Here is a 23,601-nt window from a genome sequence, read left to right on the forward strand (position 1 = left end):
AAGGAATTTATATGGAGTTTGATTGATTTATTATTTCAATACTGCTGGTTCTACCCATTTAAACTGGTATGAGTTTTCAGGAACCCTCATACGTTCTGATAAACGCGTTAACCTGGCTGGTAATTTCATCAAGTAATCTCTTGCTTTTTCTGCTTCGTCATTAAGATTGGTAATCTTGTCAATTTCCCAACGTTTTATAAGCTTTTCCAAAATTTCCACATAATCTGTAGACGTGTAAACCCCTATACGTTGTGCTGTGTTTGAAAACTCTTCAAAAGCCGTAGAAATTTTATCTCCAGATTCTCTTAGGAAATGTGCTGGCATGGTGATTTTTTTCTTCATCATGTATTGAAAAGCCATCATCATTTGGCTAGGATCTACCTTAAAAATACGGTCCACAAAATCACAGTAGGCGTGGTGGTGGCGCATTTCGTCTCCAGAAATGATTTTACACATTTTGGATAGTTGCTTGTTGCCTTTGTCTTTGGCAATCTTTGCTACGCGGTTATGCGAAATGTAAGTGGCCAATTCCTGGAAACTGGTGTACAAAAAGTTCTTGTAAGGGTCTCTATCGGTTCCAATGTCAAAACCATCGGCAATTAAGTATTGCGTGGTTTTTTCAATTTCTTTCATGTTTACGCGACCCGAAAGGTAAAGGTATTTGTTAAGCACATCTCCGTGGCGGTTCTCTTCGGCCGTCCAATGGCGCACCCATTTTCCCCAGCCATTACGGCCTACTTGGTCTACCCCTTCTACGTCCATTAACCAGGATTCGTAAGTTGGTAAGGCTTCTTCTGTGATCATATCGCCTACCAAGACTACCCAAAAATCGTAAGGGAGTTCTTTTGACAATTCACGGATTTCTTCAATTTCAGAAAAGAAAGTGTCGGATTCTGAATCTGGCAAAAAGTCTGTTGGTTGCCAGATGGTTTCTATTGGGAGAAGGTACTTATCTATCAAGGAATCAACGTCTTTTTCCAAAAACTTCATGACTTCCAATCGTACATTTTTTAAAGACATAATAATATGTGTTAATTGTTTGGTGTTAAGGTTGAACGTGAGAGGTAATTGTGTGTTCTACACTATCAATAAGCTCATCAGTATTTGCAAAGGTAGCGATTTTAAGAGGCTTATGCACCGTCAAGGTGATATTTGCCCCCAATCCCATAGGGAATTTGCCGTAACGTAAGGTCTTCCAAGAGTTATTTATGGTTAGTGGCACTACCGTAGCCGTTGGGATATTTTTGATCAAAGTTTGCAATCCTCGTCTTTGAAAAGGCTTTGGATGGCCGTTTTTACTGCGTGTTCCTTCTGGGAAAATAACCGCAGCATAGTTAGTTTCATTGATGAATTTTGAAAAGTCACTAATGGCCTTGATGGACTGTCTTGGGTTTTTACGATCAATCAATGCCGAACCTCCATGACGTAAATTGTAAGATACACTAGGGATGCCTTTTCCCAATTCAATCTTACTTATAAACTTAGGGTGATGCTTTCTCATAAACCACATTATTGGCGAAATATCATACATGCTCTGATGGTTGGCCACAATGATAACGGGCGCATCAGTATCGATATTGTGAGGGTTGTTATAGGTAAAGCGGGTGCCAAGGATGTTCAAACAGCGCAACAAACAAAATTGAAGGATGTTTACGGTTTTTTCGAGGGTGTGGTATCCAAAAACACGGTGACTGATCCATAGGATGGGGTGGAATATCAAGAGTGTCAATCCAAAGGCAATAAAGTAAAGAACCGTTAGAGGGTATGCTAGGATTTTCATTTAGTAACTAATGGGTTTTAAATTAAGGTCCAAAATTACACATAAAAAAACCACGCAAAAAGCGTGGTTTGCAATATTTGGAAAAAGTTGTTTAGCAAAACTCGTTGTAGGCGTCCACAAGGTTTTCGGCAATCATTTCGGCCGGACGTCCTTCAATGTGGTGACGTTCTAGCATGTGTACCAATTCTCCATCTTTAAATAGCGCCATAGAAGGGGAGCTTGGAGGAAATGGAACCATATATGCACGGGCTTTGTCCGTTGCTTCTTTATCTACACCTGCAAAAACAGTTACCAAGTGGTCTGGGCGTTTTGCATTTTGCAAACTTTGTCTTGCTCCAGGTCTTGCATTGGCTGCGGCACATCCGCATACAGAATTTACTACCACAAGTGTGGTTCCTTCTTTTGCAATTGCAGCGTCTACAGCTTCTACGGTGTGTAGTTCTTCAAAACCAACTTTGGTTAAATCTTCGCGCATTGGTTTTACTAATTCTGCTGGATACATATGTTTAAGTTTTTTTGTTAAAAATTCATTCGATGCAAAGTTAATCAAAAATAGGGCAAAAAAGGCTTGGCAAATGTATGTTCGTGTTAATCTTTGTTAAAGGTGAGGTGAAAGCCGTCGGCGGCAACATTGTCATCTAGAGTCATTTGGTTCCCAGAAATGGTGAGCTGTCCATTCAGCATGTTTTCAATGGTAATATACTGTCCGTCTTCTGTAGTGCTGAGGTTGTAGTTGTATGTACCGGTTGCTAGGCCGTCATAAATCGTGTTTTCCGTATTGTTGTTGGTAACGCTCAGGGTGGTGGAAGATGTATTGAAATCCCAAACAATGAGACCCGGTTCAAATTCGTCATCTACACCAGCAAAGCCGCCGGTAACTTTTATTAAGTTCCAAGTGCCTTCTAAAGTGTTGGTGTTGGCATTGTCATCGTCAGAATTGCAACAGGAGTATAAACTGCTGAAGAATAGGAGTGCAATTAAAAGTTGGGTTTTCATAAAGCGTAGTTGTGTGTTGTGATTTATAGATGGTGAAAATCGCTAAAGGTTGCGTATTCCAATGTAAAATACATCAATGAAAAATTGCAAAATAGTATCTTTGGAATTCAAAACGAAACAGATGAGTTTTTCAAAATGGATTGGGGCTTCCTTGGGGTGGTCTATTGGTGGCCCAATAGGAGCTATTATTGGTTTGGCACTTGGCAGTATGGTGGATGCTGCGGTTAATGAAAATAGAGATACCTTATTGGGAGAAGGTAAAGGGAAAAGAAGGCCTCAAACGCAATCAGGCGATTTTGAAGTGAGCTTGCTGGTGTTGGCTTCCGTAGTCATTAAGGCTGATGGCAAACAAGACCAACGTGAATTGGATTTTGTGCGCCAACAGTTTGCCAATATGTATGGAAAGGAACGCGCCAATCATGCTTTTAAACTTTTTAAAGGCATCAGTAAACAGAATATTTCTACACGACAGGTCTGTGGGCAGATTTATAGAATGATGGATCACCCATCGCGTCTGCAGCTGTTGCATTTTCTCTTCGGAATAGCCAAGGCCGATGGGCATGTTACCGAAGTTGAAGTCACCCAAATCCATACCATTTCTGGGTATTTGGGCATTAGTTCCCGCGATTTCGAAAGCATCAAGGCCATGTTCTATAATAGTGCTGATAATGCCTATAAAATCTTGGAAATTGAGCAGTCGGCTTCTGTAGAAGACATTAAAGCTGCCTATCGTAAAATGGCGAAAAAGTACCACCCAGATAGAGTCATTCACCTAGGGGAAGAACACCGTAAGGGGGCAGAAGAAAAATTTCGACAGGTGCAGGAAGCCTATGAACAACTTCAAAAGGAGAAGAGGTTTTAAATGGAGTCGGTTCATTAGACAGTGTTCAATAAAAAAAATAATTTTAAAACTATAGGAGACCTTTTTTGAAAATGACCATAAAGTAATAAAGACAATTTATGAGCGATCAAAAAATAGTGGCACTTTTCAAATCTGGTCATCGAGAAAAGGCGTTCAAGCAACTGTATAAGCTGTACCCAAAAATTGAAAGATTGATACTTTCAAAAGGAGGGAAAAAGCAAGATGCCAAGGACGTATTCCAAGAGGCTTTGATTGTGCTGTACCGCAATCTCCAAAAGCCCAATTTTCAACTTACTTCTTCAATTTACACCTATCTATATGCCGTGTCACGGTATATTTGGAGTGATACCCAAAATAATCTCAACAAACTTTCTAAAAGTGATCTTAATGAGAATTTAGAAGATATTTCCAATCAAGTTCAGGAGGAAAAAAAGTACCGCTTTGCAGAGCGTGCTTTTTCTGAATTAGGAGAACGATGTCAGCAATTGTTGCTTATGTTTTATCACAAAAAAATGTCCTTTAGGGACATTGCCAAAGTGATGCAGTTTAAGTCTGAAAAAATTGCGAAAAACCAGAAGTATAAATGCTTGGCTAAGGCCAAAGACATTTTTCAAAACACCTTTCAATCTGTTCAATCCTAATTCAAAAACTCATGGAAAACTATATGAATAACATAGAATTAATCGACCAATATGTAAACGGATTGTTGTCTAGTGAAGCGTTGGCTAGCTTTGAAGAGCGATTGCAATACGATGGAGATTTTCATAGTTTGTACCAAGAGCATTTGGTGATGCTGGGTGGCATGGATCGTGTGGCTTTAAAGGCCGAAATGGCTAAGGGGTACCAAGCCTATAAGCTGGGTAAATGGTTTAAGGTTGTTACGGTTTCGGTATTTGTAGCAATTGTTTCTGCAGTCTTGTTTTTAGTATTATCAAAGTCTTGTGAGGGAGAAGAAACTCCCAAGTCTGATACAACAAAGTCTATCATTGATCCAATTACTGAGGAAGAATATCCTAAAGAGAAAGTTGTAATTGCTTTGGATTCCATACAAGTGGAAAAAGCTTCCAATGTAGGTTTGGTGAAAGATTCTGTGCATGTTCAGACAGTCACTAAAACTTCAAAGCAGACGTATAAGCCAATTTTGAAAGAGGCCCAAACCATAGTCGTCAATACGGCTAAGGATACCCTAATAGTTTGCAGGGAAGGCACAAGGTTGCGGATCAAAGCCAATTCATTTGTTTATAAAAATTCAGGACGTAAAGTCAGTGGAAATGTCAATTTAAAAGTATCTGAATATTATGAGCTTGCAGATATGTTGTTGGCAAATTTAACCACTCGAAGTCATGATGAGCAGTTGGAAACAGGAGGCATGTTACATCTGGAAGCTTTTCAAAATGGGGAAGCTTTAGAGTTGAAAAATGGAGTTGCCATTGAAATAGGGTTTCCTAAAAAGGGTCAAAAGGATGGTATGCAATTGTTTGCTGGGGAAGTGCAAGATGATCATATCAATTGGGTTCAGCCTGTATTAGAAGAAATAATGCCATTTGAAGAGCTTGAGGAAGATATTGAAGTGCCATTTGCGGTAATAGAACAGGCACCCATATTTCCTGGTTGTGAAACTAAGGGTGATGAGCAATTGCGTCGGGAATGTTTTCATACGGCAATAAAGAAACATGTTCAAAGGTATTTTAACGCTGATATTGTTGCTGGTCTTGGTATTACTGGGAGACAACGAATCATGAGCATATTTAAAATTAGCAAGCATGGGGAGGTGCAGTTTGTTCAATCTAGGGCATCCCATCCGGTATTGGAGGAAGAAGCCAATAGGGTAATTGGGCTTTTGCCCAAAATGATCCCGGGCAAGCAAAGAGGAAGAGCGGTTGCAGTACCCTATTCGTTTCCAATATTATTTAGTGTGGATAATGAAAAGGTTGAAGGATTTGGGGTTAGGGACACAGCATTGGTGACTACCGAGATGTTACGCAGAGGTTTGTTTCCTGCGGATACCATTTATACGCAAGTAAGAGGGGTTACCGAGAAGATTAGGGAGATAATGAAGGACAAGGATTTTGTAGTGGATTCTGCTTTTATAAAAGAATGGCGACGATATGAAGAGGAGAAATTGATTCGTGAGTTTGGTTGGGCAAGTACCAGAAAGGTTATGTTGAGAAAGCCATTGTTTGAAATGCAGGGAAGCCGATTTAAGATTCTTGAGAATGATTCCATTACGCGTGGAGGGCATGTTATTAGGATTCCTTTGGATAGTTCGGAGGTGCCATCACAAACTGTAGAAATGGAATTAGTGCCTAAAGCTATTGGTTATATTGGCGGGGATAAGGTAAGTGCCGAAGCGTTTGAAAAGAGAGTGGAGGATAGTACAGATGATAAAGTGACTTCAAAAGATGTGAGTTATTATGTGTTGACGACTGCTAATTTGGGTTGGATCAATTGCGATAGATTTGTAAAGAATCGTGGAGCAAAAGTCAAATTTAAACTTAAGATCAAAAATTCTGAAGGCGCCAATGTCAATATGGTTTTTAAGGATTATAATTCGGTGTTGCCAGGTTGGAAAGCTAATGATGAAATTGACTTTGGTACCGTGTCCAAAAACGAGGATATTACTATTGTGGCGATTAAACGAGACGGAGGGAAACTCTATTTTGATGCGATAGAAACCAATACCTCTGAAATGAAGAACATTATATTGGACTTTAAAGAGGTGAGTATTGCAGAACTTAAAGCCTATTTTGAGGATATTTCTATGCCATTTTAATCGTATTGCTTTTATTTCATATGAAACCTAACACCAAAAAACAGGCGTCTTCCTTGGTTGGGTGCATATACGTATGCTGGGTCAAAGGTTAGGGCGTATGGGTTGTCCGGTGTTGGAATCACGTCGCCATTGGTGTCAAATTCAACATTTTCGTCAAATGGGTCTTCTGCTCTGGCTATCAAAAATGGTTCGTTTTTGCCAGGGGTCCAATTGAGAATATTTTTAATGCCTCCGTAGAGTTCCAGGTTTTGGATGCCATCATAGGTAATCTGTATGTTTTGAATGCTCCAAATAGGCGATGTATCACTTCTAGGATCTAATTCGCCCAGAGTAGGTAACAACATGGGGCCATAAATACTTCCCGTATAATCTAGTGTGAGATGTGTTGGGAAATGTTTGTAAGAAGCACCCCAATTACCAGAAAATCGTTCGGTGAGCATTTGCCTGTTTTTCTCTCCGTTTTCATATTGACTCACATCTTGAAGGGTGGCTCCTATGTTGGCCTTAATGCTGTTTGCGAAAACGGCATCAAAATTTAAGCTAAAGCCTTGTGAAATGGCATGTCCATCTAAATTGTCATAGATAATATGATTGGGGTTGGTATCGTAATCCGGTACAATTTGGTTGGTAAAATAGGTGTACCATGCGGAGGCATCCAATGTGAACATCATGCCGTTTTTGGTGTATATTTTTTTAAGGTAGTTGATATTGATGTTATACGATTCTTCTGGGTTTAGTGTTTCTTCAATGATGACGTCCCTAGATCCAGTCAAGGCGGCATGTTCCTCTGTGAATAAATTTACCACTCTAAATCCTGTTCCGGCATTCAGTCGGATAATATCGTCTTCGGTGGGTTTAAATCTGTAGGCGATTCTTGGAGTGAAAATGCTACCGTGACGCTCATCGTAGTCGTAACGTGCTCCCAGCAACACGTGGTGTTTTTTGTTAATGCTTATTTCATCTTGAACAAAAAGCGATGGAATCACAACTTCGTCTGCAGTTGCAGTGGCGGTGGTATTGTCGTTGTAGTAGTTATAACGCCCTGCGGCTCCAAATAGTAGATCATGGTTATTAATGGATTTGTCCCAAATAAATTGGCCGAAACCAATACGTTGTTTCGCCAAGTATGGCATGTCTCCATACACCGAATTCTGGTCGTGATCGGAATATGAAAACTGGAAGTTGACCTTTTCTTTTAGTGGCAATTGGTAGTTTCCTATAAACTCAAAACGCGCGGTGTAGATGCTCTCACCGTAAATCTCAGTGCCTCCGCGGTATTCTGGGGTCCACTGCATTTCTCCACCCCAACGGTCTTCGTAAAAATAGCGTCCTGCAATGGAAAACTGTCGGTTTTCAGGGCGCTTAAAAGCCCATTTTTGGAAGATGGAAATGCGATCCTGTAGGGTAACATCGGTAAAATTATCGTTGTTATTATCTATGGGATTACTGTAATTGTAGTAGTTAACTCCAGTTAATACATGGGTTTTCTTTCCTAAAGTGGCACTGTAGCCTAAATCTAAATTGGCTTCTTGCCAGCTGGTCATAAAACCATCAGCCGTGAATTTTGAACTGTTTTCAGGGAGTTTTGTAATGATATTGATCAAGCCTCCAACAGCTTCGCTACCGTACAAGGATGAGGCGGGGCCTTTTACGATTTCAATCTGTTCTATTAGGGAATTAGGGATGCCCGAGAGACCATAAACAGTCGATAATCCACTTACTATGGGCATGCCGTCAATAAGCACTAGGGTGTATGGGCCTTCCAGTCCGTTGATATGGATATCGCCTGTGTTGCACACACTGCAATTTATTTGGGGCCTTATGCCATTCACATTTTGTAGGGCTTCAAACACATTGGGTGTGGGGTTTTGTTTTAAGAAAGTGCTCGAATAAATTTCCACAGGGACCGGGCTTTCCAAACGGCTCACAGGCTTGAGGGTACCAGTAATGACAATTTCGTCAAGTGATTCAGATTCTTGGAGGTCGAACGAGAGATGAAGGTTGTCATCTTTTAACTGAATGGTTTTTTGTTGGGATTTATATCCGGTGAAAGAAACAATTACGGTGTAGGTTCCCGAAGGGATATTATTTAATTGGTAAACCCCATTGGCATCACTTGTAGTCCCTTTTGAAGTGTTTTTTAAATAGATGCTGGCAAAAGGTAAGGCCTCTCCGTTACTGGAAATATTTCCTGTAATATGAAAGGTCTGTTGGGCAATTATGGTGTTGAAACATAATATGAAAGCAGATACAAGTAGCTTCATGTAAATAATATTTTGCGCAAAGGTAAATAAAAATTTAGGCAAGACTAAAAATTAATTTCAGTTCCTGTAAAGTTTGTATATTTGCATAAAACCTAATTCATGTTATCTCTTTCAGAAGAAAACTACTTAAAGGCGATTTACCATTTGGGAAAGTTTGGGGCTGTTTCGGTGAGTACAAGTGCCGTGGCTCAGCAAATGGACACCAAGGCTTCGTCGGTCACCGATATGATTAAAAAACTCTCGGAGAAAGATTTGGTGAGTTATCGAAAGTACCAAGGTGCCAAATTGACTAATGAGGGCCGTAAGATTGCTGCTTCGGTGGTAAGAAAGCATAGGCTGTGGGAGGTGTTTTTGGTAGAGCATTTAAATTTCTCTTGGGATGAAGTGCATGATGTAGCGGAGCAGTTGGAACACATCAAATCCGAAAAACTGATCAATCAATTGGATGCATTTTTGGAATTTCCAACGCATGATCCACATGGCGATCCTATTCCAGATAAAGACGGACAGATTAAAAAAACCGAAAAAGTGTTGCTCTCCCAAATACAGGAATCCGAAACTTGTATGTGTATTGGCGTGAAGGATACTTCCAAAGATTTTTTGAAGTATCTGGATAAGCATCGTATTGCATTGGGAACCTCATTTAAAGTGTTGTCAAAGGAGTCTTTTGATGAATCCATGACTATCGAGGTGAATGCGGTGCCCTTGAGTATTTCAAAAGCGGTATCTAATAATTTATATGTGAAACTTAGCGAATGAATATGAGCAATCCCGTAGTGAACCTTGTTGTATTTGTATTGCTGGTCGGCTTACTCTTCTTTTTGTTCAGGCCGGCGAAAGGTTGGTTTTGGATCATTAGAAACAGCGTTAAAACCAACCCGAAAATCATAACCGAAGACATTTTGAAGCAAATGTACACTTTGGAAAACATGGGGGAGTCCATCTTTACGGAGGAATTAAAGGAGGAGTTGGAGTATAACAATAGCACCTTGGATGAGGTTATGGAAACGATGGCGACTTCGGGATTGATTGAGTTTGATGGAGGGGAGGTTTCCCTCTTGCCAATGGGGCGCGAATATGCCATTAAAATTGTGAGGGTGCACCGGCTTTGGGAAAAGTACCTTGCCGAAAAAACAGGGTTTGATAAAACCGAATGGCATCCTAGGGCAGAAAAGATGGAACACCAACTAAGCCATGAAGAGACCAATGTGCTAGCGACAAAATTGGGAAATCCTACCTACGATCCTCATGGGGATCCCATCCCATCGCATTTAGGTGAAATTACCAATATCAATGGGGAGCATTTGGTAGATCTTGAAGTGGATACCGTTGGTAAAATAGTGCATATTGAGGATGAGCCAGCTGTGATTTATCGTCAAATTCTTGCCGAGAATATTCATATAGGTTCACATATTCGGGTGGTAGAAAACAATGAAAAGCGAGTTGTATTTTATTCCGAAGGTGAAGAGTTTATTCTGGCTCCAGAAGTTGCCAGGAATTTGACCATTGAAGTGTTCGCTGAAGATGTGGACATTGAAGAAGATGCCGTTCGATTATCAGCTTTAAGAAGCGGGGAGTCTGCTGAAATTTTAGGAATTTCAAAAGAATGCAGAGGCGAAAGCCGACGTCGTTTATTGGATTTGGGATTTGTGAAAGGGGCCTCCATTCATATAGGTTTGGTAAGTCCGTTGAGTAATCCTAAAGCTTATATTGTTAAAGGTTCGGCCATTGCATTGCGGGATGATCAAGCGGCCAAAGTGTTGATTAAAAAGAAATGAGATGGAGGAAAAGAAACCCATAGTGAGTAGTGCTTGTGAAGTGTGCCCTCAGTATAATCCAAAAGGGCTTAAAAAGTTGGGTGTTAATGCTGAGAACACTGACTTTGTGGTGGCTCTGGCCGGAAATCCAAATACAGGAAAGAGTACCGTTTTTAATGCTTTAACGGGCTTGCGACAACATACGGGGAATTGGCCGGGAAAAACAGTAACTAGGGCAGAAGGCGGATATCAGTACAATGATAAAAAATACAAACTGGTGGATTTGCCGGGGACCTATTCTTTGTTGTCAACCTCAGAAGATGAGGAAGTGGCAAGGAACTTTATTCTATTTGGTAAGCCCGATGTTACCGTTATTGTGGTGGATGCAGGTCGGTTGGAGCGCAATTTGAATTTGGTAATTCAAATTTTGGAAATTACAGGTAAGGCCGTATTGTGTTTAAACCTTATGGACGAGGCTAAAAGGAATCATGTGGAAGTCAATACCCGTGCCTTGGCCAAACGTTTGGGGATACCTGTTGTGCCAACAAGTGCGCGTTTTAATGAGGGTATTCCGGAGCTTATTGATGTCATCAGTCAAGTCGCCACTGGGCAAGTGGAATGCCGTCCGCACCGTATCAAAAATGTTCCAAAAAAGATTGAGGAAGCCGTTAAAAAATTGAGTCTTGAACTTGAAAAACAATTTCCGTCGCTGCCAAATAGTCGTTGGATTGCCTTTCGATTGTTGGAAGGTGATGAGCGAGTTATTGAAGCCTTAAGGGAACGGGAATTTGAATTAGAATGAATTTATGAGTAATAATTCTGTTGAAAATATAATAGAGCTGTCCAATGACCTACGATGGAAATTGGGTGGGGATTTTCACGATCATATCACGGAAAGTATCTATGCGGATGCTGCAGAAATTGTCAATGACACTGTGAGCAGTACCGATAAAAAGGGCGGTCATCCCTTGGATGTGAAAATCGATCAAATTGTAACCAGCAAAAGATGGGGGTTTCCTATCATGTTTTTTATTTTGGCAGTGGTCCTTTGGCTGACTATTGTGGGAGCTAATTATCCTTCTGCAATGTTGGCGGAATTGCTACTGGAAACCATTCATCCGGCCTTGAAAAGCGGTGCCGAAAGCTTGCATTTTCCGTGGTGGTTGAGTGGGTTTTTAATCGATGGAGTGTATTTGGCCTTGGCTTGGGTAATTGCCGTAATGCTGCCTCCAATGGCTATTTTCTTTCCGCTGTTTACCCTTTTGGAAGATTTTGGGTATTTGCCAAGGGTGGCTTTCAATTTGGATTATCTGTTTAAAAAATCGGGAGCGCATGGCAAGCAGGCCTTAACCATGAGTATGGGCTTTGGCTGTAATGCCGCAGGCGTTGTGGCTACCAGGATTATCGATAGTCCTAGGGAGCGATTAATTGCCATTCTTACCAATAACTTCTCCTTATGTAATGGAAGGTGGCCTACGCAGATTTTAATTGCGACCATTTTTGTTGGTGCTGTAGTTCCAAAGTCACTGTCTGGATTTGCATCGGTTGCTACGGTAATTGGGGTGGCTATTTTAGGTATGGTCTTCATGTTTTTAAGCTCTTGGATGCTGTCCAAAACAGTATTGAAGGGGCAGGTATCCACTTTTAATTTGGAATTGCCGCCTTATAGGCCTCCCAGGTTCTGGAAGACAATTTATACCTCTTTAATAGACCGAACTTTGATTGTGTTATGGCGTGCTATAGTATTCGCAGCCCCTGCAGGAGCGGTCATTTGGTTGATTTCAAATATTGATATTGGTGACCATAGTATTGCATATTGGATGATTGATTCCTTGGATGGCTTTGGTTGGCTATTGGGTTTAAATGGTGTGATTTTGGTTGCTTATATCGTTGCAATACCAGCCAATGAAATCGTGATCCCCACTATTTTAATGTTAACAGTATTGGTAACGGGCCTTGCGGCCGGTGAAGGTGCAGGGGTCATGTTTGAATTGGATTCTGCTAATGCTACTGGGGATATATTAAAGGCAGGCGGTTGGACCTTGTTGACAGCTATTAATTTAATGTTGTTCAGTTTGCTGCATAACCCTTGTAGTACGACCATCTATACCATTTACAAGGAAACCAATAGTGTAAAATGGACAGCAGTAGCCACCTTGATGCCTTTAGTTATGGGCTTTGTAGTGACTTTTTTGGTGGCGCAGATTTGGAGGGTATTTGTGTGAAGGAGTTGGTTTTAATGACACCCACAATCATCATTTCCACAACTTTTAGTAGGGGCCTTTTTGGTCCAAAGGAATTTTTTGACCAAGAAAGCAACCGCTAAAACCAAAGCGGTTATTACTAATATGTTTTGAATGATGGTGTTCATACGTTTTTAGTCTTTCTTTTTGTGGTTCCCTTACTTAAGTACTTGGAAGGCAATCAGGGCTACTAAATAGGCGAAACTACTCATTGCTGCCAATTGTAAAGTGGGCCATTTCCAACTATTGGTTTCGCGTTTTACCACGGCTAGGGTACTCATACATTGCATGGCAAAGGCATAAAATAATAAAAGGGATATCCCCGAGGCAAAATTGAACAATGGAGTGCCTAAAATAGGATTCACCTCACCAGCCATTCTATTTTTAATGGTTTCTTCCTCGTCACTTCCCACGCTGTAAATAGTGGCCAAAGTGCCTACAAATACTTCACGGGCAGCAAAGGAACTTACAATGGCAATCCCAATTTTCCAATCGTAGCCCAAAGGTTGAATTAAAGGCTCAATGGCGCGGCCGGTAAGGCCAATAAAACTATGCTCCAATTTATAGGAAGCGATGTTTTGTTGCAGGGTTTCGGCGTCTAAATTTTCTTTTGAATATTGGGAGGTTACAATGGCTTCGGCATTGTTGAAATCGTCACCTGGACCGTAGGACGCTAAGAACCATAGAATGATGGAAATGGCCAAAATGATTTTACCGGCTCCAAATACAAAGCTCTTGGTTTTTTCAATCACCGTAAGAGCGACATTTTTAAACAGTGGCATTTTGTAATTGGGCATTTCAACCACAAAAAACGAACGACTTTTAATTTTTAGTACTTTATTCAAAATATAGGCTGATCCAATAGCAGCTCCAAAACCAATAAGGTAGAGTAGCATTAAGGTCATGGCCTGGTAGCTCAGTCCTAAAAATCGTCCCTTTGGAATCACCAAAGAAATGATGATGAGGTATACTGGAAGTCTTGCGGAACAAGTTGTAAAAGGCGTTACCAATATGGTAATCAAGCGTTCTTTCCAACTTTCAATATTACGTGTTGCCATTACGGCAGGGATGGCACAGGCGGTTCCAGAGATAAGTGGCACCACGCTTTTTCCGCTCAATCCAAAACGACGCATAATGCGGTCCATGAGAAATACCACACGGCTCATATAACCTGTTTCTTCTAAAATGGCAATAAACAGGAACAAAAAGGCAATTTGAGGAATAAAGATGACGATGCCGCCAAGTCCGGGAATGATCCCTTCGGCAATTAAATTGGTAAACTGTCCTTCGGGCAAATGGTCTTTGGTCCATTCGCTCATAGAAGCAAATAGTCCGTCGATAAAATCCATAGGGATGCCGGACCAATCATAGATGGCCTGGAAAATCAATAATAAAATCAAGAAGAAAATTACATAACCCCAAACCTTGTGTGTCAAGATGCGATCTAACCTGATGCGCAAGTCCTTGGCGGTGGCCAAATCTATGGTTTGTCCTTTTTTAAGGGCGTTGTTAATAAATTGGTAGCGCTTAATGGTTTCCTTCTGCTGAAGACGTTTTAAGTCACTTTTACTTTTGGTTTTAAAATCGTCCAGGGCATCTACTTCCTTTCTGCTTACATTTCCAAAGTTGACATCTTGGGTAATGACCAACCAAAGTTTGTATAGCAACTGGTTTGGAAACGCGGCCTTAAGTCTAGTGAAATAGTCGTGGTCTATATGGCTAGCATCCAGACAAGGTTTTGTGGAGAGTTCCCTGAAATTGGTGATGAGTTCCTTGAGTTTGTCAATCCCCATATTTTTACGGGTGCTCACCAAGGCAATCTTGGTGTTCAGTTCTTTCTCCAATACATCAATGTCCAAGGAAATCCCTTTGTATTTCATTCTATCGGCCATATTGATGACGAGAATGGTTGGAATTTCAAGGTCTTTGATTTGTGTGAACAGGAGCAGGTTGCGCTTTAGATTTTCCACATCACTAACTACTACGGCTACATCGGGAAAATCCTTATCGTTCTTGTTCAGCAAAAGTTCTATCACCACATTTTCATCCAAGGACGAAGCGTTCAAGCTATAGGTCCCAGGTAAATCGATGATATGGGCTTTGACACCGCGCGGTAATTTGCAGACGCCTTCTTTTTTTTCAACGGTAATACCCGGGTAATTCCCCACTTTTTGGTTAAGTCCCGTAAGGGCATTGAATACCGAAGTTTTACCGGTGTTGGGGTTTCCTATTAAGGCGACATTGATCTGCTTACCCATTGGTGATCTCAATTAATATGTGTGCAGCGGTTTCTTTTCTAATGGCTAAATGTGATCCGTTGATGTTAAGGTATAAGGGATCTGAAAAAGGGGCCACCTGTACCAGTTCCACCATGTTTCCTGGCAAACAGCCCATCTCAAGGAGTTTTAAGGGAATATGGATGGAGGAGACATCTTTGATGATGCCCGTTTGACCTCGTTTTAAGTGTGCTAAAGTAACCTGCAAGCTTATTTAGATTTATTTTAAAGAAGCAAAAATAGGGCAAATATTCAGGCTAGAAAAATTGTGCCCTATAAAACTAATGGTATTCCTGTTTAAGGACTTGGATGTCTTCCAGCAATCGCTCGATGTCGTCTGGTTTGGTACCGTCATAAAAGCCTCGAATCTGACGCTTTTTGTCGATGAGCATAAAATTCTCAGTGTGGATCATGTCGTAGGCATCGCCATTGCCATCGGTTTTTACTGCCAGATAGCTTTTACGTGCCAATTCATAGATTTGTTTTTTGTCCCCGGTGACTAAGTTCCATTTGGCATCGTTGACGCCTTTTTTAACAGCATAGCGCTTTAGCTGTTCCACACTGTCTATTTTTGGCGTTACCGAATGAGATAAGAGCATCACGTCGTCATCATTGATGGTAGCTTCCTGGATTTGTGCCATGTGATCTGTCATGATGGGACATATGGTTTGGCAGGTGGTGAAGAAGAAATCGGCCACGTAGATTTTATCCTTATAATCTTCTTGGGTAACGGTTTGTCCGTTTTGGTTGATTAGGCTAAAATCGGAAATGCTGTGGTATTTCTTTTGGTGCTGAATGGAGCTGTCTACCATTTCGTAATTGACCATGGCGGGTTGAAATACAGGGAGTACCCTTTTCGGTTTTAAAATGGAATAAAAAATGGAAATGATAATTAAGGAAAGCACCAAGAGGGCAATTCCGAAGTTTTTATAGGCTTTTAAAAAGGATAACATCAATAAGTTGTATTTGGGCGTTACCGTAAGATTTGAATGCAAAAATACGACACAATCATAAGAAAATACTATTTTTAACAGCAATATTAACCCGCTAAGACCCTGAGTCAGGCTTCTTGTCCAACCAGTTATAGCGCTATAAATTCGATTGCGAATGAAACGATTTTTACTCTTGTCCTGTTTTGCAACTTCCTTGATTGGCTATGCCCAGGATTTTGATACAACCTTGGAAGAGATTAGTACCATGGAAGCTAAGGCGGCCCTTACCCAAATGATGTCTGTTTATAGTGCCAATACAGGGAACTATGATTTGAAATACCATCGTTTGGAATTTACGGTAGACCCAGAAGAGGCCTTTATAGAAGGAGAGGTGACTACTTATTTTGAAGCGAAAGAAGACTTAACTCAGGTCTATTTTGATTTGGTAGATGATATGGTAGTGTCGCAAGTGTTGAAAAATGGTGTGCCGCAAACGTTTACCCAGTATGCTAATGATGAATTGATCGTTACACTTTCGGAAACTATTAATACAGGGGTGTTGGATTCCCTTACCATTACATATTCGGGGAATCCGGTAAGTACTGGTTTTGGTTCATTTGAACAGTCCAGTCATAACGGCGATCCTATTATTTGGACCTTGTCCGAACCCTATGGCGCGAAAGGGTGGTGGCCCTGTAAGCAGGATCTTAATGACAAGGCCGATTCGTTGGACGTGTTCATTACCACTCCAAAATTCAACACGGACAATGAGGCTTATATTGCCGTGGCCAATGGGGTAGAACAAAGTCAGGTGGAAGAAACAGATGCCAAAACCACACACTTTAAACATCGTTATCCCATTCCTGCCTATTTGGTGGCAATAGCAGTGACCAATTATGAAGTGTATAGCCACACCGTTGAGAATAACGGTGCTCCTTTTGATATTGTGAATTATGTGTATCCTGAAAATCTGGCTTCGGCACAGGTTAACACGGAAATCACCGTGGATATCATGGAACTGTTTACGGAGTTGTTTGAGGAATACCCATTTGCCCTTGAAAAATATGGCCACGCCCAATTTGGTTGGGGTGGTGGTATGGAGCATACAACCGTATCCTTTATGGGGAGTTTTGGGCGTAATTTGATTGCTCATGAATTGGCACATCAATGGTTTGGAAATAAGATTACTTGTGGAAGTTGGAAGGATATTTGGTTGAATGAAGGATTTGCTACCTACTTGTCGGGATTGGTGATAGAGGATTTTGATGAACCTTCAGATTTTGTGACCTGGAAGGCACAACGCGTAAATTCAATTACCTCCTTGCCCGATGGAGCAGTATATCTTTCGGATGCCGATACCTTGAGTGTAAGCCGAATTTTTAGTAGCCGCCTTTCTTATAATAAAGGGGCCATGGTATTGCATATGTTGCGCAAAAAAGTTGGGGACTCTGATTTTTACCAAGGTTTAACAGACTATTTGGCCGATGAGGATCATGCCTATGCCTATGCCAAAACGGAAGATTTTATTGAGATTATGGAAACTGCCAGTGGAGAAGATCTTACGGAGTTTTTTGATGACTGGTTGTATCAACAGGGCTATCCAACCTATACCTTAAACTGTTCACAAACTTCCGAAACAGAATTCCAAATAGAAATCAATCAAGTTCAAAGTGATCCTAGCGTGTCCTTTTTTGAAGCGCCGGTACCCGTCCGTTTGGTTGGTACAGAAGGGGAGGTCTTGGATTTGGTGCTTGATAATACTAGTAATGGGCAGGTATTTAACCAGCCGGTCGACTTTATGGTGAGTGAGGTCCTGTTTGACCCAGAATCCGATCTCATCAGTAAAAATAATAATGTCACCTTGGGTGTTGCCGATTTGGCATTAGCCAAGGAACTACATTTATACCCTAATCCAACCAATGCCGTTTTGTATATAGAAAAACCTGATTCTGTTGTTGTTGAGCAGGTAGATGTATACAATCCGTTAGGGCAATTGGTTCTAAGAAGTGCTGACACATCCAACATCGACCTGACACCTTTTAGTGTTGGTATGTTTTTTGTGAAACTCACGACTAATAAAGGCATCGTTAATAAATCGGTGTTAAAAAACTAGTGAAACCCCTACTGAATTTTCTAAATAGCACTAAAAGACTATTTTTGTTCCTTAAATTTTTATAGAGATACATGGAATTTATCATTAAAATCTCTCAATTCTTATTGAGTTTATCCCTTCTTATTGTACTTCATGAGCTAGGGCATTTTATCCCCGCAAAATTATTCAAGACCCGAGTAGAGAAATTCTACCTGTTCTTCGATATAAAATTTTCATTGTTTAAAAAGAAAATAGGTGAAACCGTTTATGGTATCGGTTGGCTGCCTTTAGGTGGTTATGTAAAGATTGCCGGTATGATTGACGAAAGCATGGATACCGATCAAATGGCCCAGGAACCGCAACCTTGGGAGTTCCGTAGTAAACCGGCTTGGCAACGTTTGATTATTATGTTGGGCGGTGTAACGGTGAACTTTATTTTGGCCTATGTTATTTATGTGTTTTTGTCCTTTGCTTTTGGCGATGTAGATATTGATGCCAATAGCGTACAGGATGGCTATGTGGTGACCAATCCAATCTTGACCGACCTCGGCATTGAGACCGGAGATAAAGTGGTAGCCATTAATGGAGAGCCTATACATTATGTGTCTGAAATACGCCGTAAAGTGATTTCTGCGGAAAACTTAACCATTGAAAGAGGCTCGGAAATGAAAGATATAGCTTTGCCTGAAGACTTTTTAGGAAAGTTAAGTGATGGGGAGAGCAAGAGCTTTTTTGGATTGCGTTTTCCTTTTGTGGTAGGTAAGGTGCCGGATACGTCTATCAACAAATCGGCAGGTTTGTTGCCAAAGGATATCATTACAGAAATTAATGGCGTGCCTTTAAAATATTATGACCAAATAGAAGGTGTAACAACGCAGTTTAAAGGGCAAACGGTGAGTGCTGGTATTTTGCGCGAAGGAAAAAGCATTCAAAAGGAGTTGCAAATTAGTCCAGAAGGCAAGATGGAAATCTTGGCAGGAGGTGATTTGAGCGATATTGAAGCTGCCGGCTATTATGATATTATTAAAAAAGAATATGGTTTTGGTGAGAGTTTTGCCGTAGGCTTTACAAAGTTCAAGGACCAAATTTATGGTTATGGCGAGCAATTGAAAAAAATCTTCAATCCTAAAACAGGGGCCTATAAGGGTGTTGGTGGCTTTAAGGCCATTTACGATGTATTCCCAGGTACTTGGAGCTGGCAAGATTTTTGGGCCTTGACGGCATTCCTATCCATTATGCTTGGAGTTTTGAATTTATTGCCTATTCCAGCCTTGGATGGAGGGCATGTTATGTTTTTGTTGTACGAAATGGTTTCAGGAAGAGCACCAAGCGAAAAATTCTTGGAACGCGCGCAAATGGTTGGTTTCTTTATACTTATAGCGCTCGTTTTATTCGCGAATGGGAACGATCTTTTTAAAGCGATATTTAAATAAAAATTTTTTTAAAAAAAGTTTGTGCGAATCAAAAAAAACCTCTTATATTTGCACTCGCAAAAGCGAATAACACTCCTCCTTAGCTCAGTTGGTTAGAGCATTTGACTGTTAATCAAAGGGTCCTTGGTTCGAGCCCAAGAGGGGGAGCAAGCTTAGAGAAAGCCACTCAATAAATTGGGTGGCTTTTGTGTTTTATATGGGTTTTCTCCAGTGTTTTAAGTGCATTGCGTGCACTGTCTGCATTTTACTTCATTTGCCAACTTGCCAAGTTTTTTAATGGAAAAAGGTACACTATTAGGTATCCCATTCAAAAGGCTGGGTATCCCATTTTTAATAATCTGAATTGTATGCCAATTGTTTAACTAAATACAATTGGAAATGAAACAGCAAACTATGACAGTTTTGTTCTATCTGAACAAGGCTAAAACAAATCAGAAGGGTATTTGCCCTATTTATTGCAGAATTACTTATTTAAAAAAAAGGCAACAGTTCTCGACAGGGCAATTTGTAAATCCCGAGTATTGGAATACTAAGGAGCAGAAGGTGTCACAGGAGGATTTGAATTATAAGGTTGTCAATGCTCAGTTATTAATAATTAGGCAAAAGCTTGAAAAAGATTTTTTAAGCCTTCAATTGAAAGGTTTGGATTTCACCGTTACTGATATTAGCGACATATACTTCAATAAGCCTACAAAAAAGGAAGATGGTGTAGTTAGCTTTTATAAACGCTATCTGTCCAAAATTCAAAAATTGGTTGGAAAGGATTTGAAGGACGTCACTTTTAAAAAATTTGAATACGTACATGGGCATTTGGAATCCTTTGTGAAGCATAAGTACAAAATGAATGATATTCCATTACGTAATTTGGACTTGAATTTTTTAACGGAATTTGAGTACTATTTAAAGACGGTTAAAGGGCACAAGCAAGTTACATTGAACAAAGTGATACAGCGTTTCAGAAATCCTATAAAAATAGCTATTGCTGAAGGATTTTTGGAAGTGGATCCATTTATATTGTATAAAGCCAAGAGAGCTAAAAAGGAGGTGGTGTTTTTATCGCCAGAAGAGCTAAAGAAATTGGAGAAGCATAGGTTTGTACAGCCTAGGTTAAAGCTGATAAAGGATCTCTTTATTTTTAGTTGCTATACAGGCTTGGCGTATCACGAATTATCCAATCTAACCTCTGGAAATATCATTAAGGGCTTTGATGGTAATTTATGGATACAAATGCAGCGAGAAAAGACTTCAAAAGAGTTTCAAGTACCATTATTGCCTAAGGCTATATCTATAATTAATGGCTATAATGCAGAAAGTAGCTTGATTTTTCCAAGAATAAGCAATCAAAAATATAATTCCTATTTAAAGGAAGTAGCTGAGATTGTTGGAATTGATAAGAAGCTGACTACTCATACAGCTAGAAAAACATTTGCTTCAACAGTATTGTTGTATAATGATGTGCCTATGGAAATTGTATCAGAGCTTTTGGGGCATTCAAGTATGAAAATTACTCAGGATAGTTATGGTAAGGTGGTGCAAAAGAAGGTTGCTATGGAGATGGAAAAATTGTCTAGTAAGATTGGTCGATAAATTTTTTGTTAGGAGTGATGGTTTGAGGTTGTGGTATTTTTGATTGTAAGTAAAACCACCTGTTTTGGTGGTTTTACTATTTTTAACGGGCAGACCTAAATTTAAGTGTGAATAAATATATTAGTCTTTAATTTTATCGTTGGGTGGAAAAGGAGAGGGCTATATTTAATGGAATTTTAGCTATTTCATTTAATTCTATCTGTTTAAATATGTCTTCTAAATCGATTTTAGTTTGAGATAAGTTCCATAAAACTAATTTAGAAAAAGCAATTGTTTCGGGTTCCACAGGAATGAAGTTTCCTAATACTAAATTCCAGTGAAAAGAGTCTGATTTTAAGCTGTAAGTAACTTCACTAAATCTTTCAAATAGCATTGTAAACTTAACAAGTGAAGAGTCGTTTAAGTTTTGTGGTGTTAGTTGTTTTATCTCATTTAAAGCATCAATGTACAATTTTTCAGGTATATTAAGTCTTCCGGCAAAGTTAGGTCTACCATTATCAATTTTAGAATCAGAATCAAGATTAAAGAAGTTTTTAAAGAATTCCATTTCTATTTTGCTTAGTTTGTTCAGTGTTAATTTATTTGAGATGAAGAAGTGTTTGAATAGATAGTTTGATGGGAAATCATTTGAGCACATAGCGCAGACAATCCAATATCTATTATTGTCTTCAAGATAATATTTCGCTGCTTTTTTGAAATATTTCATGCTCGATTTTGGATTTAAAAAGGACTTATATGTTGCTGCAATTACAAAACAACTTGCTATAATGGGAAGATTTGAAATTTTGTTTTCTTCTATTAAAATGTTTGCATAGCCTTGGTATGCGTCACCTAAAACATCAAGTTCTTCAATATTTAAATCCAGTATATTATTATAATTAATCATATTCAAAAATAGTTTCTAATGTTGCAGTATTTTTCAGGATTAGCATAATCAGGATTTAGAATTATTTTGGCTGGGATAGGTTTTGTGCCTTTGTTTAAACATTGAAAGGCTTTTTTTCCGTTGTAAATTTCAGCTTTTTCAATGGAGATACTTGGAATACGTAATTTGGCAGTAATCTCTCCTTGTTGATGATATGGCAAGAAATCTTTGAATATATGTAGTTCTCTAACTTCTTCAGAGAAACTCTCTAGTGGTATTGATTCTTTGCCTAAAACTTGAACATAGGTATAAAATATACATCCTGAGGTTTTGAAATTTTTGGTTGCGAATCGAATAGCTGTTATAAAAGTTGGGAAAATTATATTTTTACTGTTGTCCCTTTGGACAGCTCCAGCTGTGGTCGAAATAAAGGGTGATACTTCTCCATAGGTTTTGCCAAGTTTACTCCATTTATTAGAAGATGGTAAAGTGCCATGGTAGTTGCTAAGATGATTAATCAGGTTGGATTCAGTCAACTCCTCTTTTATCTCGCTCAATTGGAAATTAGGGTTGTTTCTCAATAAATTTGAGAGAATTCCTGTGTTTGAAATAATATAATTGACATCTTTTTCGGTTAAATTAGGGATTCCTTTTAGTACTTTTTGAAATATCATTTAATTGGAGGTTTAAAATTAAAATATCCATTTATAAATTGCAGTTAGCTGTTTAAGCCTCTCGCAGATGGTTCGTATTCATTTAGATGGTTAGGGCTTAAAATTAAGTCTTCATCAAGGTTTTTGAGGATGGCATATTGCTCAATTAGAGGTTTGAATTTCTTTAAGCCATTGCTATGTATGCAATTATAAAATAATAGTACTTGCTCGTAACTTGATAGTTGTGCTCTCACTATCGATGCATATCTCTTTTTGTTTTCAATAGTGGAATCATCGATAAATTTGAAAATATGATATATTGTTCTGAAATAATGACTTAAGTCGGATTTATTTTGGTTGTAAACTTTGTCGTAGGCTTTTATTGTTTGAATAATAGGAGCGGAAACAAATGGTGTATTTTGGCCAATAGCATTTTTGGTTTCTGCTCTTAATGAATTGTAAAAGGTTTTGAAACAATCTCTTCCAGAAGAAATAATAACTCTTGAGCCATTTCTTAGGTCTAAAGAATTAACTATGCCATTAAATAAAGTTAATAGTTGAAAAAAAGTGTTTTCAAATTTTTGATTTAGTAAGGTGTCATTTTGTGTGGCCATTTCTTCTCTTTGACCCGCTAATTCTAGTCTGGTGTATTTTACTTCTAATTGACTATACATGATTTCAAGTTGTTGATTTAGAAGTTGCTGCTTTTGGCCAAGAAAAGCCACATAAATTAGAAATAAACCTGCTAGCGACCAAATTGAAGCAACGCTTCCTCCTAAAAAATCTCCTAATAAATTGAGTTCAAATTCTGTGTCTTTATTTTTAAAAATGTAAAAAATAACGGAAAAAAAAGTAATTGCAGCTCCGGCATATACAAATATCCAAGCGCAATTAGTATAAAATGTAATTTTTGAATTCAATAAGATAATTTCTTTTTCAATCTCACTCTGTCTTGATATAATTCTTTCCGAGATGTCGGTAATTTCTTTTACTAATTTGGTTGAGTAATCCATGGAATTAACCTTAAATATTGATAACGTATTGATTGTTTTTTCTCAGGAGGGAAATGACTTTTTGTAAAATTAGCT

General features: G+C 39.2%; 20 protein-coding genes, 1 tRNA gene and 1 pseudogene. 10 read left to right on the top strand and 12 right to left on the bottom strand.

The genetic code is table 11. From position 1 onward, the window contains the following. Window positions 1–30 precede the first annotated feature (30 nt). From ZA05_RS01010 to ZA05_RS01025, 4 genes are all read right to left on the bottom strand, one after another. Window positions 31–1,020, bottom strand: coding sequence for an acyl-ACP desaturase (locus ZA05_RS01010; protein ID WP_053990000.1), 990 nt, complete (start codon window positions 1,018–1,020; stop codon window positions 31–33). Between the two features lie 25 nt (window positions 1,021–1,045). Beyond that, window positions 1,046–1,780, bottom strand: coding sequence for a 1-acyl-sn-glycerol-3-phosphate acyltransferase (locus ZA05_RS01015; RefSeq protein ID WP_053976427.1), 735 nt, complete (start codon window positions 1,778–1,780; stop codon window positions 1,046–1,048). 91 nt (window positions 1,781–1,871) lie between these two features. Continuing rightward, on the bottom strand, window positions 1,872–2,282 hold the full coding sequence (locus ZA05_RS01020) for a BrxA/BrxB family bacilliredoxin (protein WP_053990001.1): 411 nt from the start codon (window positions 2,280–2,282) through the stop codon (window positions 1,872–1,874). A gap of 86 nt (window positions 2,283–2,368) precedes the next feature. Beyond that, entirely contained in the window at window positions 2,369–2,776 is a 408-nt protein-coding gene (locus ZA05_RS01025; protein ID WP_053990002.1) for a hypothetical protein, read from the bottom strand. Window positions 2,777–2,897: 121 nt separating this feature from the next. Between ZA05_RS01025 and ZA05_RS01030 the strand changes: the two genes are divergently transcribed. From ZA05_RS01030 to ZA05_RS01040, 3 genes are all read left to right on the top strand, one after another. Next, the gene (locus ZA05_RS01030) at window positions 2,898–3,638 is read left to right on the top strand and encodes a molecular chaperone DjiA (RefSeq protein ID WP_053990021.1); all 741 of its coding nucleotides are present in this window, start codon (window positions 2,898–2,900) and stop codon (window positions 3,636–3,638) included. Window positions 3,639–3,736: 98 nt separating this feature from the next. After that, window positions 3,737–4,279 carry an RNA polymerase sigma factor gene (locus ZA05_RS01035; RefSeq protein ID WP_053990003.1) on the top strand — a complete coding sequence of 181 codons (543 nt, stop codon included), beginning with the start codon at window positions 3,737–3,739 and terminating at the stop codon, window positions 4,277–4,279. 23 nt (window positions 4,280–4,302) lie between these two features. Next, window positions 4,303–6,411: a hypothetical protein gene (locus ZA05_RS01040; RefSeq protein ID WP_157514478.1), complete on the top strand. Its 2,109-nt coding sequence runs from the start codon at window positions 4,303–4,305 to the stop codon at window positions 6,409–6,411. An 11-nt stretch (window positions 6,412–6,422) separates the two neighbouring features. Here the strand turns inward: ZA05_RS01040 and ZA05_RS01045 are convergent, their stop codons facing one another. After that, the gene (locus ZA05_RS01045) at window positions 6,423–8,675 is read right to left on the bottom strand and encodes a TonB-dependent receptor (RefSeq protein WP_053990022.1); all 2,253 of its coding nucleotides are present in this window, start codon (window positions 8,673–8,675) and stop codon (window positions 6,423–6,425) included. 99 nt (window positions 8,676–8,774) lie between these two features. On the opposite strand from ZA05_RS01045, the gene ZA05_RS01050 reads away from it, so the two are divergent. The 3 genes and pseudogenes from ZA05_RS01050 to feoB (ZA05_RS17960) all read left to right on the top strand — a co-directional run bounded on the left by ZA05_RS01050 (window position 8,775) and on the right by feoB (ZA05_RS17960) (window position 12,657). Further along, complete coding sequence (locus tag ZA05_RS01050; protein WP_053990005.1) at window positions 8,775–9,434, top strand: metal-dependent transcriptional regulator; 660 nt, start codon at window positions 8,775–8,777, stop codon at window positions 9,432–9,434. Between the two features lie 2 nt (window positions 9,435–9,436). Continuing rightward, window positions 9,437–10,453, top strand: coding sequence for a DtxR family transcriptional regulator (locus ZA05_RS01055; protein WP_197276027.1), 1,017 nt, complete (start codon window positions 9,437–9,439; stop codon window positions 10,451–10,453). 22 nt (window positions 10,454–10,475) lie between these two features. Continuing rightward, window positions 10,476–12,657, top strand: a pseudogene (feoB, locus tag ZA05_RS17960) (ferrous iron transport protein B). Window positions 12,658–12,668: 11 nt separating this feature from the next. Here feoB (ZA05_RS17960) and ZA05_RS18120 read toward each other — a convergent pair. The 4 genes from ZA05_RS18120 to ZA05_RS01080 all read right to left on the bottom strand — a co-directional run bounded on the left by ZA05_RS18120 (window position 12,669) and on the right by ZA05_RS01080 (window position 15,904). After that, complete coding sequence (locus tag ZA05_RS18120; RefSeq protein WP_157514479.1) at window positions 12,669–12,803, bottom strand: FeoB-associated Cys-rich membrane protein; 135 nt, start codon at window positions 12,801–12,803, stop codon at window positions 12,669–12,671. Between the two features lie 30 nt (window positions 12,804–12,833). Continuing rightward, window positions 12,834–14,933 carry a ferrous iron transport protein B gene (gene feoB / locus ZA05_RS01070; RefSeq protein WP_053990009.1) on the bottom strand — a complete coding sequence of 700 codons (2,100 nt, stop codon included), beginning with the start codon at window positions 14,931–14,933 and terminating at the stop codon, window positions 12,834–12,836. Continuing rightward, window positions 14,926–15,159: a FeoA family protein gene (locus ZA05_RS01075; protein WP_053990010.1), complete on the bottom strand. Its 234-nt coding sequence runs from the start codon at window positions 15,157–15,159 to the stop codon at window positions 14,926–14,928. The genes feoB (ZA05_RS01070) and ZA05_RS01075 overlap by 8 nt, the downstream gene beginning before the upstream one ends. Window positions 15,160–15,232: 73 nt before the next feature. Then, on the bottom strand, window positions 15,233–15,904 hold the full coding sequence (locus tag ZA05_RS01080) for an SCO family protein (protein WP_053990011.1): 672 nt from the start codon (window positions 15,902–15,904) through the stop codon (window positions 15,233–15,235). Between the two features lie 154 nt (window positions 15,905–16,058). Between ZA05_RS01080 and ZA05_RS01085 the strand changes: the two genes are divergently transcribed. The 4 genes from ZA05_RS01085 to ZA05_RS01100 all read left to right on the top strand — a co-directional run bounded on the left by ZA05_RS01085 (window position 16,059) and on the right by ZA05_RS01100 (window position 20,995). Continuing rightward, window positions 16,059–17,996 (top strand): M1 family aminopeptidase, encoded by a 1,938-nt coding sequence (locus ZA05_RS01085; RefSeq protein ID WP_053990012.1) that lies wholly within the window; start codon window positions 16,059–16,061, stop codon window positions 17,994–17,996. Between the two features lie 71 nt (window positions 17,997–18,067). Further along, on the top strand, window positions 18,068–19,408 hold the full coding sequence (rseP, locus tag ZA05_RS01090; RefSeq protein ID WP_053990013.1) for an RIP metalloprotease RseP: 1,341 nt from the start codon (window positions 18,068–18,070) through the stop codon (window positions 19,406–19,408). A 73-nt stretch (window positions 19,409–19,481) separates the two neighbouring features. Beyond that, window positions 19,482–19,555 (top strand) — tRNA-Asn (locus tag ZA05_RS01095). A gap of 231 nt (window positions 19,556–19,786) precedes the next feature. After that, on the top strand, window positions 19,787–20,995 hold the full coding sequence (locus ZA05_RS01100) for a site-specific integrase (protein WP_053990014.1): 1,209 nt from the start codon (window positions 19,787–19,789) through the stop codon (window positions 20,993–20,995). 133 nt (window positions 20,996–21,128) lie between these two features. Here ZA05_RS01100 and ZA05_RS01105 read toward each other — a convergent pair whose 3' ends face one another. From ZA05_RS01105 to ZA05_RS01115, 3 genes are read right to left on the bottom strand one after another with little or no spacing between them, the layout of a single operon-like run. Next, window positions 21,129–21,881, bottom strand: coding sequence for a hypothetical protein (locus tag ZA05_RS01105; RefSeq protein ID WP_053990015.1), 753 nt, complete (start codon window positions 21,879–21,881; stop codon window positions 21,129–21,131). A gap of 2 nt (window positions 21,882–21,883) precedes the next feature. Continuing rightward, window positions 21,884–22,534 carry a hypothetical protein gene (locus tag ZA05_RS01110; protein ID WP_053990016.1) on the bottom strand — a complete coding sequence of 217 codons (651 nt, stop codon included), beginning with the start codon at window positions 22,532–22,534 and terminating at the stop codon, window positions 21,884–21,886. Window positions 22,535–22,578: 44 nt separating this feature from the next. Further along, window positions 22,579–23,526 (bottom strand): putative phage abortive infection protein, encoded by a 948-nt coding sequence (locus tag ZA05_RS01115; protein WP_053990017.1) that lies wholly within the window; start codon window positions 23,524–23,526, stop codon window positions 22,579–22,581. Window positions 23,527–23,601: the final 75 nt, after the last annotated feature.

This window comes from Mangrovimonas sp. TPBH4 (genome assembly GCF_001280505.1).
GTDB lineage: Bacteria > Bacteroidota > Bacteroidia > Flavobacteriales > Flavobacteriaceae > Mangrovimonas_A.